This is a genomic window from Enterobacter cloacae complex sp. P14RS (assembly GCF_014895895.1).
Classification (GTDB): domain Bacteria; phylum Pseudomonadota; class Gammaproteobacteria; order Enterobacterales; family Enterobacteriaceae; genus Enterobacter; species Enterobacter bugandensis.
The window spans coordinates 192,991-204,874 of sequence record NZ_JADBQM010000012.1; the positions used below are offsets into that span (position 1 = coordinate 192,991).

Here is an 11,884-nt window from a genome sequence, read left to right on the forward strand (position 1 = left end):
GCTGCCTGTACGGCAGTGAACTGGAACAATCTACACCTATCACCTTGTCAGATAAAGAATTCCCCTAAAAAATACCCTTTAAACCCTTTTTTCATCACAAATAATTCCGCTTAATAAAATCAAAGACTTAAAAACCATCAATAAAAAAGGGTCCAGAGACCCTTATATTTTTAGCACCCAGCTTTATTGCCACGCAGGCGCTTTCCCTAACGCAAACCGCCCTGCCCCTAAACACGCCACCGCCAGCGAGCCAACAAAGAAGTACACCAGACTTTCAATCGCCCATGCCCCAACCTTATCGAGCGCGAACGTTTCACCCACTCCCACCATCAGCCATGCCACGATCATCGTAAACGCCAGCACCAGCGCGGCCGGGCGCGTAAAGAGCCCGACAATAATCAGGATCGGTGCCACCACTTCGCCAATCAACACGCCGTAGGCAATAAATCCCGGCAGCCCTTTCTCTACCAGCATGCCGCTGATAAAGCCCACGCCACCAAACAGCTTATGCAAACCGTGAAAAAGCATCAGCCCACCGACGGCAAGTCGTAACAAGAGTTTGCCGAGATCGTCGTACGATAGCTTTTCATTAACAGCAATTAACAATGATTTAACCATTTGAAATGATTCCTGTTTTCACTGAGGCATCACCAGATTATGCCTAAGCGTGGCGCGTGAAAAGCACCTTTTAATTGGGGGGATTTGACGGGCAATACAGTGACTTTCTTCTAAGCTTGTAAGCGATATCACAAAAAGGAGACGGACAACCATGAAACAAACCGTGGCTGCATATATAGCGAAAACGCTCGAACAGGCTGGCGTAAAACGTATCTGGGGCGTGACCGGCGATTCCCTGAACGGGCTCAGCGACAGCCTGAACAAGATGAAAACCATCGAATGGATGCCGACCCGTCATGAGGAGGTCGCTGCCTTCGCCGCCGGTGCCGAAGCGCAGCTCACAGGAGAACTGGCCGTGTGTGCAGGCTCGTGTGGGCCTGGCAACCTGCATCTGATCAACGGCCTGTTCGACTGCCACCGTAACCACGTGCCGGTGCTGGCGATTGCCGCCCATATCCCCTCTTCCGAAATCGGCAGCGGCTATTTTCAGGAGACGCATCCGCAGGAGCTGTTCCGTGAATGCAGCCACTACTGTGAGCTGGTTTCATCCCCGGAGCAGATCCCGCAGGTGCTGGCGATCGCCATGCGCAAAGCCGTACTAAACCGTGGCGTTTCCGTGGTCGTTATCCCGGGAGACGTGGCGCTCAAGGCTGCGCCTGAAGGGGCCAGCACCCACTGGTATCACGCCCCGCAGCCGGTGGTAACGCCAGCCGAAGAGGAGCTGAAAAAGCTGGCGCAGCTGCTGCGCTACTCCAGCAATATCGCCCTGATGTGCGGCAGCGGCTGTGCGGGCGCGCATAAAGAGCTGCTGGAATTTGCCGGTAAGCTCAAAGCGCCCATCGTCCACGCCCTGCGCGGCAAAGAGCACGTCGAATACGATAACCCGTACGATGTGGGCATGACCGGGCTGATCGGTTTTTCTTCCGGCTTCCACACCATGATGAACGCCGACACGCTGATCCTGCTCGGCACCCAGTTCCCGTACCGCGCGTTCTACCCGACGGATGCCAAAATCATTCAGATTGATATCAACCCGGCCAGCATCGGCGCGCACAGCAAGGTCGATATGGCGCTTATCGGCGATATTAAATCCACCCTTGCCGCCCTGCTGCCGTTGCTGGAAGAGAAAACCGACCGCAAATTCCTGGATAAGGCATTGAGCGATTATCGCGACGCGCGCAAGGGGCTGGACGACCTCGCCAAACCGAGCGACAAAGCCATTCATCCGCAGTATCTGGCGCAGCAGATCAGCCATTTTGCGGACGACGACGCTATTTTTACCTGCGACGTCGGCACGCCAACCGTCTGGGCGGCGCGCTACCTGAAGATGAACGGCAAACGTCGCCTGCTCGGCTCGTTCAACCACGGCTCGATGGCCAACGCCATGCCGCAGGCGCTGGGGGCAAAAGCGACGGCACCGGAGCGTCAGGTCGTGGCGATGTGCGGCGACGGCGGGTTCAGCATGCTGATGGGGGATTTCCTGTCGGTGGTGCAGATGAAGCTTCCGCTGAAAATCGTGGTCTTTAACAACAGCGTGCTGGGCTTCGTGGCGATGGAGATGAAGGCCGGAGGCTATCTGACGGACGGCACCGAGCTGCACGACACCAACTTTGCCCGCATCGCCGAAGCGTGCGGCATCACCGGTATTCGCGTGGAGAAAGCCTCAGAGGTGGATGAAGCCCTGCAGCGCGCCTTCTCCATCGACGGTCCGGTACTGGTTGACGTCGTCGTCGCCAAAGAAGAGCTGGCGATCCCGCCGCAGATCAAGCTGGAACAGGCCAAAGGTTTTAGCCTCTACATGCTGCGCGCCATCATCAGCGGGCGCGGTGACGAAGTGATCGAACTGGCAAAAACCAACTGGCTCAGGTAAAACGTTTCGCATGACCTCTTAAAATAAAGGGATGTGAAATGATTGATTTGCGTAGTGATACCGTTACCCGCCCGAGCCGCGCCATGCTCGAAGAGATGATGGCCGCCCCGGTCGGGGACGACGTCTACGGCGATGACCCGACGGTCAACGAACTGCAGCGCTATGCGGCAGAGCTGAGCGGCAAGGAGGCCGCGCTGTTCCTGCCGACCGGCACGCAGGCTAACCTGGTGGCACTGCTCAGCCACTGCGAGCGCGGCGAAGAGTATATCGTCGGCCAGGGTGCGCATAACTACCTGTACGAAGCTGGCGGCGCGGCGGTGCTCGGCAGCATCCAGCCGCAGCCGATTGACGCCGCGCCGGACGGCTCCCTGCCGCTGGATAAAGTCGCGGCAAAAATCAAAGCTGACGATATTCACTTCGCCCGCACACGGCTGCTCAGCCTCGAAAACACCCACAACGGTAAAGTGCTGCCGCGCGAATACCTGAAAGCAGCGTGGGAATTCACTCGCGAGCGCAGGCTCGGCCTGCACGTCGACGGCGCACGCATTTTCAACGCCGTGGTGGAGTACGGCTGCGAGCTGAAAGAGATAACGCAATATTGCGACTCGTTCACCATTTGCCTCTCGAAAGGGCTGGGCACGCCGGTGGGTTCGCTACTGGTCGGCAGCACAGACTACATCAAGCGCGCCAACCGCTGGCGTAAAATGACCGGCGGCGGCATGCGTCAGGCGGGCATTCTGGCGGCTGCCGGACTGTACGCATTAAAAAATAACGTGGCGCGCCTCAAGGACGATCATGACAACGCCGCGTGGATGGCAACGCAGCTGCGCGAGATCGGCGCGGACGTGATGCGTCACGACACCAACATGCTTTTTGTGCGCGTGGGCGACGAGCACGCCGCTGCGCTGGGTGAATTTATGAAAGCGCGTGGCGTGCTGATCAACGCCTCCCCGGTCGTGCGCCTGGTGATGCATCTCGACGTGAGCCGCGAACAGCTGGCGGACGTGGTGAAACACTGGCAGGCGTTTTTACAGCGTTAAGGAGCATCACGTGCCGCAACGTATTCTGGTGCTCGGCGCCAGCGGATATATCGGTCAGCACCTCACTACTGCATTAAGCCAGCAGGGGCATCAGGTGCGGGCAGCGGCACGCAATACCGAGCGCCTGCAAAAGCTTGGTTTGCCTGGCGTGACCTGTCACAACGTCGATCTCAACTGGCCGAAGGAACTCCCCGTGCTGCTGGAAGGGGTCGACACGGTTTACTACCTGGTCCACAGCATGGGCGAAGGCGGGGATTTCATTGCCCACGAGCGGCAGGTGGCGATGAACGTCCGCGATGCCCTGCTGCAAACGCCGGTGAAGCAGGTGATTTTTTTAAGCTCGCTCCAGGCGCCCGAACACGAGCAGTCCGACCATCTGCGCGCCCGCCAGCTGACGGCAGACACGCTGCGCGGGGCGAATATTCCCGTCACCGAACTGCGCGCCGGGATCATCGTCGGCGCGGGTTCCGCCGCCTTCGAAGTAATGCGCGATATGGTCTACAACCTGCCGGTGCTGACCCCGCCGCGCTGGGTGCGCTCGCGCACCACGCCGATTGCGCTGGAGAATTTGCTCCACTATCTGGTGGCCCTGCTGGATCACCCGGCAGAGCAACACCGCGTGCTGGAGGCGGCAGGCCCGGAAGTGCTGAGCTATCAGGAGCAGTTCGAACATTTCATGCGCGTCAGCGGACGCCGCCGCTGGCTGATCCCCATCCCCTTCCCGACCCGCTGGATTTCAGTGTGGTTTTTGAATGTGATCACCTCGGTTCCCCCGACGACTGCCAAAGCACTGATCCAGGGGCTAAAACACGATTTGCTGGCGGACGATCGTGCGCTGCGCGCATTAATCCCCCAGGCGTTGAACCGCTTTGACGACGCGGTGCGGCATACGCTGAAAGAAGAAGAGAAGCTGGTGAACTCCAGCGACTGGGGCTACGACGCGCAGGCCTTTGCCCGCTGGCGCCCTGAGTACGGCTATTACCCGAAACAGGCGGGCTGCACGGTAAAAACCTCTGCCAGCCTTCACGCGCTGTGGGAGGTGGTGAACCAGATCGGCGGCAAAGAGCGCTATTTCTTCGGCAATATCCTCTGGCAGACGCGCGGTGCGATGGATCTGCTGGTCGGTCACCGGCTGGCGAAAGGCCGCCCGGCGCATCCGTATCTTAAGCCAGGCGATGCGGTCGACAGCTGGAAGGTGATCGTCGTCGAGCCGGAAAAACAGCTGGCGCTACTGTTCGGCATGAAGGCGCCGGGGCTGGGGCGGCTCTGCTTTACGCTCAAGGACAAAGGCGACCATCGGGAACTGGACGTTCGCGCCTGGTGGCACCCACACGGGATGCCGGGTCTGTTCTACTGGCTGTTTATGATCCCCGCCCATCTGTTTATCTTCCGGGGAATGGCAAAACGCATTGCGCAACTGGCAGAACAAAAGACGAAAATAAGTTAATAAAACCCTCTTTCTTTCACCTTTCCCATTGCAACACATCGTAATTCACGAAAGAATGCGCACGAAATTCTTTTCAACACAGTGGATTGATATGAAGGTACTGGTTACCGGGGCGACCAGCGGCTTAGGCCGAAATGCGGTCGAATTTCTGCGCAACAAGGGCATCAGCGTCAGGGCCACCGGTCGCAACGAAGCGATGGGGAAACTGCTGCAAAAAATGGGCGCGGAGTTCGTCCATGCCGACCTGACGGAGCTGGTCTCCTCGCAGGCGAAGGTGATGCTCGCCGGTATCGACACGCTGTGGCACTGCTCCAGTTTTACCTCCCCGTGGGGAACCCAGGAAGCCTTCGATCTCGCCAACGTGCGCGCCACGCGTCGTCTGGGCGAATGGGCCGTCGCCTGGGGCGTGCGTAACTTTATCCATATCTCCTCCCCGTCGCTCTATTTTGATTATCACCACCATCGCGACGTGCAGGAAGATTTCCGCCCTGCTCGCTTTGCCTGCGAGTTTGCCCGCAGCAAGGCGGCCAGCGAAGAGGTGATCGACCTACTGGCGCAGTCAAACCCGCATACCCGTTTTACCGTCCTGCGCCCGCAAAGCCTCTTCGGACCGCACGACAAAGTGTTTATTCCGCGTCTGGCGCAGATGATGCACCACTACGGCAGCGTGCTGCTGCCGCGCGGCGGCGATGCGCTGGTGGACATGACCTATTACGAAAATGCCGTCCACGCCATGTGGCTGGCAAGCCAGCCGGACTGCGATAAGCTTATCTCCGGTCGCGCCTATAACATCACCAACGGTGAACCGTGCACGTTGCGCAGCATTGTGCAGCGGCTGATTGATGAACTGCAGATCGACTGCCGTATCCGTTCTGTGCCCTACCCGATGCTGGACATGATCGCCCGCAGCATGGAGCGTTTTGGCAGTAAATCCGCCAAAGAGCCCGCGCTGACGCACTACGGCGTATCGAAGCTTAACTTTGATTTTACGCTGGATATCACGCGCGCGGAGACTGAGCTGGGGTATAAGCCGATTGTGACGCTGGATGAAGGCATTGTGCGCACGGCGGCGTGGTTACGGGATCACGGGAAGTTGCACCGCTAGCCTTTTTGCCCGGTGGCGGCTTCGCCTTACCGGGCCTACATCACCTCGCTCCTCCGGAGAGAGGGTTAGGGTGAGGGGAAAGTGCAAATACTAAAACGGCAACCTTTCGGTTGCCGTTTGCTTTTACAGAGCCGTCCAGGCATCAGCCCATGCCAGACCTGCGCCTGGTTCATAGTATGCCGGGGAGTTGTTACACCAGCCGCTGTACGGGAACGGTTTGCACTGGAACAGTTTACCGTGGTTGTTCACGATATCACCTGCGTTGTACTTGCTGTTCGCGCTCCACGCCTGGTAAGCACCTTCGTCACCTGATGGCGTTGCCGCTTTCGCTTTCACGTTCAGCAGGTAAGTGGTGGTATTGCTCAGCTCGCCATCGCTGACGGTCAGGCTGATTTCAATCTGCTGCGCCGTTGCGGACTCAGGCGCCTTGAAGGTCACCACCGCTTTATCTTCGCCGGTCACAGTCTGGCCATCCTGAGAATGCCAGGTGTAGGTCAGCTTGTTGCCGTCCGCGTCGGTAGAGCCTTCCGCGCTCAGAGACACCTGCGCGCCCGCTTCAACGGCACCGATTGGACCCGCAATCTGCGCAACCGGCGCGTGGTTCACCGCAACAGGTTCAGCCGGGGTTTCATCCGGCGTTGGCGCTGGAGCTGGTGCCGGCGTTTCATCTTCTGAAGGCGTTGGCGCTGGCGTTACCGGGGTTTCGTCCGGCGTTACGGCAGAGCCGTCATCGTTCACGATATTGACGTTATAGAACTTCTGCACGCACTTGGTATAGTCGCCGTCTTTGAACGCACTGAACGGCGTCTGGTAGCCTACCAGCTGGCACGCATAGGTAGAGCCGTTTGGCGTATCCGGGCTCCATCCCCAGTCCTGCTCCCAGTAGATCTTCAGGGCGCCGGCACCGTATTCGTCGAACTGCTTCATGTTGGCGCAGCCCAGCACTTCATTGGCCGGAACAGGCACTTTCAGGTAGTTCGCGAACTCTTTGTAGTACTTGATACGGTTCTGAGACTGAGCAATTTCAGTCGGGCCGCCGCACTCTACGCCGCCGTTGATGATCTGGGTGGTCACACCGAAGCCAGGGACCAGACCGTTGGCTTTATCATGATCGTTCGGCTGCCACGTGCCGTCGATAACCTGCAGCATGCTTGGTTTTGGCGGCTGCGGGTAGGCGAAGAAGAAGATCGCGCTCGCCAGGTTCAGCCAGGTATCCGCCACCAGCTCAGGTTTATCCAGCAGGGTACGCACGTCGCCGTACATTGCTTCGGAGAACGGACCGTAGTTGTAGTTGTAGGACAGCTGCTTCGCGCCGCGACCGAAGTAGCTCAGGAAGTCGCCGTCTTTATCCTTACCGCACGGCCAGGTCTGGCCCTGCCATACTTTCGGATCACATTCGCCGTTATAGCCGCCCTTCTGCCCTTCGCTCCAGCCCATTTCACGCACGTGGACCAGCGCCTGACGCCACTCGGCTTCCGGACGCCAGCTTTCGTGGCCGCCGGTTTCCTGGGCAAAGTGGGCAAACATGGTGGCCAGCTCTTTGCGGCAGATCGCATCGCTGTCGCGACCGTCGTTATAGGTCTTACACAGCGCCGGGAATTTACCTACGGCTTTCAGGAAGTTGCTGTAGGTATAGGCCTGAGCGCGCAGCGGGAAGAGATAATCCCAGTCGCTGGCCTTCACGATCCCTTCCACGCGCTTAACGTTGTCCGGGTTCGCCGCACGGCCTGGCTCAATCATTTCGACCTGCGCGTTATCAAGGGTCTGAATCGTCTCTTTAACGGAGGTCATCAGCGGGAAGTTAGTGAGCTCCTGCTCTTTCTTCGCCAGATCGCTGGCTTTCATGGTGTACGGCTCGCCGGTGGTCGCCTGCAAAGAGGCAGCCTGCGCCATAAAAGGTGCAACGCAAGCACCAGCAACAAGTACACTCAGTAACGTCCTTTTGTTCATTTCAATATTCCTGTTTCGTTAAGATTAAAAAAAGAATCCCGGTTTATGTATTAATCCATTAATAAATAAACCACAGACAGCTGTTTTCACTTTTCGAAGAACACCAAAAGGAATTCTTCAAAAATAAAAAACGTTAATAACGCGCTGCTAATTTCAATTCCTGATATTTTTTCCAGACTTTGTGGGCATACTTCATACGCTGCGGATAGTTCTCTCTTTTTAATCCGGCGTTATAAGCCCCTACTGCTTCCCAGTTATAACCGTAGACCTTAATCATGTTTGAGAGAATCGACGCTCCCACCATAATTGAGGTACAGGGTTCGGCCATCAACCGATACTCATCAATGCCTTTTCTCTCAAGCTCCGTAAAGTGTGAGCTGTTTATTTGCATTAATCCGACATCGCGTGTGCCATCATGATTTTGCCCTACCGCATACGGGTTCATCCCCGATTCAACGTTAGCGATGGCGTACAGCAAATAAGGATCGACATGATAATAGTGCGCGGCGTTATTCCAACAGTTTGCCAGTGCGCCGTGGCTTATTATCAATAATAACAAGATGAACTTTTTCATTTTTACCTGCTGACATTTTCGGTTATTTCTCCTGGCCAACATCCTGTAAAATGAAGTTTGAATTGCTCCCCCCAATAAGGGGGGAGCATTTATTGGGCTAGATTATTTGCAGTCTGTTGCTGCGCCTTCTTTTACCCATACATCGCTGTTAGCCGGGTTATCACCACGGGTCCACCATTTGGCACGGTAAACGCTGCCCTGGTAAGTGGTGGTATCACCGCCGTTATAGACCAGGTCAGAACGCCAGTTCATCTTCACGTTGCTCACCAGTTCCCATGCATCCACACCGAAGCCAGGCTGGTTGCCCTGCGTCCAGTACTTCGCTTTCCACACCAGATGGTCGAAGCTTACGGTATCGCCATTGTTGTAGATTTTGCTGGCATCCCAGGCAGCATATTTGCTGGCGTTAGCATCGACAGGCGCGTCGCAGCTACCGGTTGCAGAACCTTCGTCAGATGGCGGAGTCACATCATCAGCCGGAGGGGTCACATCGTCAGCTGGTGGGGTCACATCGTCAGCCGGAGGGGTCACCTCATCAGCCGGTGGCGTTACGTCAGCCGGTTTTGGATTCACAGTCACCTGCACGTTAGACTGCACGCTGGTTTTACCATCCGTCACAACAACGCTCAGCGTGTAAGAAGAGGTATTGTTCACCTCTGGCGCAGTGATGCGGACGTTAGCAGTATCGGTACCCGTTGCGTTCATATCAGCCGGTACGCTCCAGCTGTAGGTCAGCGCATCGCCATCAGGATCGGAGGCTTGTGCATGCAGAGAAATCGCTTCACCGGATTCAACGGTAACGGATTCCATGGCATTGATCACCGGAGCCTGGTTGGCCTTAGGCGCTTTGTTCACTACCTGTACGTCGATAGCGTTGCTCAACCCTTTCGCGTCGGTCACGGTCAGGCGGAACACCAGGTTCTGATCGCTGGTCACGGCCGGTACGCTGAAGCTGGCTTTCGCTTTGGTGCTGTTCGCCAGGGTCACGGTGGCGCCGGAAACCTGCGTCCATTTATAGGTCAGCGCATCGCCGTCCTGGTCGCTGGAGGCTGAGCCGTCGAGCGTGACAGTCGCCGGGCCCGTTACCGTCATGTCGGTTGCAGAAGCGACCGGCGCATGGTTGGTTACAACCGGCTCAACAGGCGTAGAGCTGCCGCCCAGCAGGCTTTCATTCATGGCATTCAGGATATCGCCGTTATCGGATTCGATAGACCACGCGAACAAACCACCCAGGTTTTTGTTCAGCACGTATTTGCCTTTCGCATTGACGGAACGGGCGTTATCGTATGTCACCAGCTCACCGGTGGATTTGTTGAACACATACGGCGCTTCTGCTGCTTCGTCGTATTTGTATTCCCAGCCTGGTTTGCCCAGCATCTGGTTTACAATCTGACGGTAGTCAACAATACCGTTTTCCCATGTCCCTTTGATTGGACCCGTCGCGGTACCGGTGAATGGATTGTCACCCGTGTAACCGTGAACGCCGGTCCAGCCGCGGCCATACATGCCCGCACCGACGACGATCTTGCCAGGCTGAACGCCCTGCGCCAGCATCTCTTTCACTGCGTTATCGGTGGTGTAGTTGGTATCTGGTTTCCAGGACGCACCGTACAGCGCGGTCTGGTGACCCAAATCGGTATTACTCCACGCACCGTAGAAGTCGTAGCTCATCAGGAAGATATGGTCGATGTACTGCTGCGCGGTGTTGTAGTCCACGTCTTCGATCTTATCTTTACCTGCACTGATTGCCGTGGTCAGCTCGTAGGTACGGCCAGTTTCCGCAGACAGCTCGTTCAGCATCTGACGCAGGTCATGCATCAGCGCGGTGTAAGTCGCTTTGTCGGTCTGCGGGTTACCCAGCTTGGCGTTCTCACCGCCGCCGCCCGGGAATTCCCAGTCGATATCCACACCGTCGAACACTTTCCAGGTGGTCAGGAAGTCTTTAACGGACGCAACGAAGCGGTCGCGCAGCACTTTGTTATCCATCTGATAGAACGGGTCAGACAGAGTCCAGCCGCCTACGGATGGCAGGATTTTCAGATCAGGATGGGCTTTTTTCATCGCCATCAGCTGCCCGTAGTTGCCTTTGTACGGGTCGTCCCAGTTGCTTACGCCCTGCTGAGGTTTTTGCAGCGCAGCCCACGGATCGTGGATCGCCACGGTGTAGTCCTGGCGGCCCTGACAGGCGCGTTTCAGAGACTCCAGCGCGCCGGAGGATTTGGCGCTGTCGTTAATACCGTCGCCGCCACAGATTGGAATGAAGCCGTACAGCAGGTGGTTAATGTTCGCGACAGGAATTTTGTCTGCCGAGAAGTTACGGTCGTACACGCCCCACTCAGGGAAGTAAGCGCCGACCACTTTATCGGTGTGCTGCGCGAACGCTTTGTTGTTTTCCAGCAGCGGGGTGTTCAGAGGAAGCAGGTGGCTACCGTCGGTATCCGCCACGATGATCAGCTTGCTGGCGCTCTTGGTGCAGCCGCTGTCGTTACACAGCTCAACCTGCTCCTGATAGCGTCCGCCTTTCTTCACTTTAAAGGTTGCAGAGCCTGCGGCACTACCCGCACCGGTCCAGACGGTCTTGCCGTCCAGCAAAACTTTTGCAGACGTTGGGGCATCGCCGCTCCAGACGTTCCACTCCACCTTCACGTCAACGCCATCTTTATGCACTTTGATGAGGTTGTTGTAGTCCTGTGCCGCCTGATCCACCTCTACCAGCGCAAACTTATCATTGCCTGATGTAATTGACGGTGTACCCGGCGCCGCTGCAAATACTGAGCTTGTTGCGGCTGCAACAAAAAGCGCCAGATATTTAGGCTTCATAAATTTCATTTTTTATTTCCTGATAAATTTATTCGTAACGTAATAATCCATGTCTTCCTTGAGAGCATGGAGTCTATTTGCGTAATGCGTATTTAACCAACCTGAAAACCGTGACAAAAAACGTTTTGCTGCGTTGTATTCCTCCATAAAAAGATACAAGCCCAAATTCCGTGTAGCTTATATCTTTTACGATACACTGAGCGCAAAGAGACATCCTTCTCTTCCACCGTCAAAAAAACTTATAAAAAAACTTGACCTGTATATTTAAAATATGAAAGCAAACTGCTGTCCAATAAACACGACTATTCCAGCAAATGACAGATAGGGTCCGAAAGAAATAGTGAGGTTATTTTTATTTAAATTATTTAACGCGAAATAGCCCGCGATACCGCTCAACGCTGCGGCAAGTTCAATTGAAGGCAGCGCCTGCCAGCCGCACCAGGCGCCTAAGGCCGCCAGC

8 protein-coding genes and 1 pseudogene are annotated in these 11,884 nt (G+C 56.2%); 4 read left to right on the top strand and 5 right to left on the bottom strand.

The annotated features are described in order from the left end of the window. Window positions 1-183: 183 nt before the first annotated feature. Window positions 184-618: a DoxX family protein gene (locus tag IM295_RS11755; RefSeq protein WP_047368196.1), complete on the bottom strand. Its 435-nt coding sequence runs from the start codon at window positions 616-618 to the stop codon at window positions 184-186. A gap of 151 nt (window positions 619-769) precedes the next feature. Between IM295_RS11755 and poxB the strand changes: the two genes are divergently transcribed. The 4 genes from poxB (at window position 770) to IM295_RS11775 (ending at window position 6,080) form a co-directional block, all read left to right on the top strand. Then, window positions 770-2,488: a ubiquinone-dependent pyruvate dehydrogenase gene (poxB, locus tag IM295_RS11760; protein ID WP_028012539.1), complete on the top strand. Its 1,719-nt coding sequence runs from the start codon at window positions 770-772 to the stop codon at window positions 2,486-2,488. Window positions 2,489-2,526: 38 nt separating this feature from the next. Continuing rightward, window positions 2,527-3,528 (top strand): low-specificity L-threonine aldolase, encoded by a 1,002-nt coding sequence (gene ltaE / locus IM295_RS11765; RefSeq protein WP_048960566.1) that lies wholly within the window; start codon window positions 2,527-2,529, stop codon window positions 3,526-3,528. A 10-nt stretch (window positions 3,529-3,538) separates the two neighbouring features. After that, window positions 3,539-4,975 carry an SDR family oxidoreductase gene (locus IM295_RS11770; RefSeq protein ID WP_193066727.1) on the top strand — a complete coding sequence of 479 codons (1,437 nt, stop codon included), beginning with the start codon at window positions 3,539-3,541 and terminating at the stop codon, window positions 4,973-4,975. 91 nt (window positions 4,976-5,066) lie between these two features. Then, complete coding sequence (locus IM295_RS11775) at window positions 5,067-6,080, top strand: NAD(P)-dependent oxidoreductase (RefSeq protein WP_028012536.1); 1,014 nt, start codon at window positions 5,067-5,069, stop codon at window positions 6,078-6,080. Window positions 6,081-6,203: 123 nt separating this feature from the next. Here the strand turns inward: IM295_RS11775 and IM295_RS11780 are convergent, their stop codons facing one another. From IM295_RS11780 to IM295_RS11795, 4 genes and pseudogenes are all read right to left on the bottom strand, one after another. Continuing rightward, window positions 6,204-8,030, bottom strand: coding sequence for a chitinase (locus IM295_RS11780; protein ID WP_126300399.1), 1,827 nt, complete (start codon window positions 8,028-8,030; stop codon window positions 6,204-6,206). Window positions 8,031-8,163: 133 nt separating this feature from the next. Further along, entirely contained in the window at window positions 8,164-8,604 is a 441-nt protein-coding gene (gene iagB, locus IM295_RS11785) for a type III secretion system invasion protein IagB (RefSeq protein ID WP_193066728.1), read from the bottom strand. 102 nt (window positions 8,605-8,706) lie between these two features. Then, complete coding sequence (locus IM295_RS11790) at window positions 8,707-11,433, bottom strand: glycosyl hydrolase family 18 protein (RefSeq protein ID WP_193066729.1); 2,727 nt, start codon at window positions 11,431-11,433, stop codon at window positions 8,707-8,709. A gap of 255 nt (window positions 11,434-11,688) precedes the next feature. Further along, window positions 11,689-11,884: pseudogene (locus tag IM295_RS11795) on the bottom strand (prepilin peptidase); the annotation flags it as partial.

Coding starts and splice junctions, on each gene's coding strand:
- IM295_RS11755 (WP_047368196.1), bottom strand. CDS start 618: ATGGTTAAATCATTGTTAATTGCTGTTAATGAAAAGCTATCGTACGAC.
- poxB (WP_028012539.1), top strand. CDS start 770: ATGAAACAAACCGTGGCTGCATATATAGCGAAAACGCTCGAACAGGCT.
- ltaE (WP_048960566.1), top strand. CDS start 2,527: ATGATTGATTTGCGTAGTGATACCGTTACCCGCCCGAGCCGCGCCATG.
- IM295_RS11775 (WP_028012536.1), top strand. CDS start 5,067: ATGAAGGTACTGGTTACCGGGGCGACCAGCGGCTTAGGCCGAAATGCG.
- IM295_RS11780 (WP_126300399.1), bottom strand. CDS start 8,030: ATGAACAAAAGGACGTTACTGAGTGTACTTGTTGCTGGTGCTTGCGTT.
- iagB (WP_193066728.1), bottom strand. CDS start 8,604: ATGAAAAAGTTCATCTTGTTATTATTGATAATAAGCCACGGCGCACTG.
- IM295_RS11790 (WP_193066729.1), bottom strand. CDS start 11,433: ATGAAATTTATGAAGCCTAAATATCTGGCGCTTTTTGTTGCAGCCGCA.